Source organism: Pseudomonas sp. IT-196MI5 (genome assembly GCF_949767415.1).
Lineage (GTDB): Bacteria > Pseudomonadota > Gammaproteobacteria > Pseudomonadales > Pseudomonadaceae > Aquipseudomonas.
In genome coordinates this window covers 1-1,554 of the sequence record NZ_CATKPZ010000041.1, presented here as the reverse complement: position 1 = coordinate 1,554, position 1,554 = coordinate 1, and the positions used below count along the sequence as shown (strand labels likewise).

At 51.0% G+C, this 1,554-nt stretch carries 1 rRNA gene; it reads left to right on the top strand.

Annotated elements, in window-relative coordinates:
• Positions 1-28 precede the first annotated feature (28 nt).
• Positions 29-1,554, top strand: a 23S ribosomal RNA gene (locus ACM6IK_RS20860); the annotation flags it as partial.

Sequence of the window (1,554 nt, the reverse complement as noted above, 5' to 3'; positions counted from 1 at the left end):
AGTATAACCAGATTGCTTGGGGTTATATGGTCAAGTGAAGAAGCGCATACGGTGGATGCCTTGGCAGTCAGAGGCGATGAAAGACGTGGTAGCCTGCGAAAAGCTTCGGGGAGTCGGCAAACAGACTTTGATCCGGAGATGTCTGAATGGGGGAACCCAGCCATCATAAGATGGTTATCTTGTACTGAATACATAGGTGCAAGAGGCGAACCAGGGGAACTGAAACATCTAAGTACCCTGAGGAAAAGAAATCAACCGAGATTCCCTTAGTAGTGGCGAGCGAACGGGGACCAGCCCTTAAGTGGCTTTGAGATTAGCGGAACGCTCTGGAAAGTGCGGCCATAGTGGGTGATAGCCCTGTACGCGAAAATCTCTTGGTCATGAAATCGAGTAGGACGGAGCACGAGAAACTTTGTCTGAATATGGGGGGACCATCCTCCAAGGCTAAATACTACTGACTGACCGATAGTGAACTAGTACCGTGAGGGAAAGGCGAAAAGAACCCCGGAGAGGGGAGTGAAATAGATCCTGAAACCGTATGCGTACAAGCAGTGGGAGCCCACTTTGTTGGGTGACTGCGTACCTTTTGTATAATGGGTCAGCGACTTATTTTCAGTGGCGAGCTTAACCGAATAGGGGAGGCGTAGCGAAAGCGAGTCTTAATAGGGCGTCTAGTCGCTGGGAATAGACCCGAAACCGGGCGATCTATCCATGGGCAGGTTGAAGGTTAGGTAACACTGACTGGAGGACCGAACCGACTACCGTTGAAAAGTTAGCGGATGACCTGTGGATCGGAGTGAAAGGCTAATCAAGCTCGGAGATAGCTGGTTCTCCTCGAAAGCTATTTAGGTAGCGCCTCATGTATCACTGTAGGGGGTAGAGCACTGTTTCGGCTAGGGGGTCATCCCGACTTACCAAACCGATGCAAACTCCGAATACCTACAAGTGCCGAGCATGGGAGACACACGGCGGGTGCTAACGTCCGTCGTGAAAAGGGAAACAACCCAGACCGTCAGCTAAGGTCCCAAAGTTATGGTTAAGTGGGAAACGATGTGGGAAGGCTTAGACAGCTAGGAGGTTGGCTTAGAAGCAGCCACCCTTTAAAGAAAGCGTAATAGCTCACTAGTCGAGTCGGCCTGCGCGGAAGATGTAACGGGGCTCAAACCATACACCGAAGCTACGGGTATCACCTTCGGGTGATGCGGTAGAGGAGCGTTCTGTAAGCCTGTGAAGGTGAGTTGAGAAGCTTGCTGGAGGTATCAGAAGTGCGAATGCTGACATGAGTAACGACAATGGGTGTGAAAAACACCCACGCCGAAAGACCAAGGTTTCCTGCGCAACGTTAATCGACGCAGGGTTAGTCGGTCCCTAAGGCGAGGCTGAAAAGCGTAGTCGATGGAAAACAGGTTAATATTCCTGTACTTCTGGTTATTGCGATGGAGGGACGGAGAAGGCTAGGCCAGCTTGGCGTTGGTTGTCCAAGTTTAAGGTGGTAGGCTGGAATCTTAGGTAAATCCGGGATTCTAAGGCCGAGAGCTGATGACGAGTTACCCT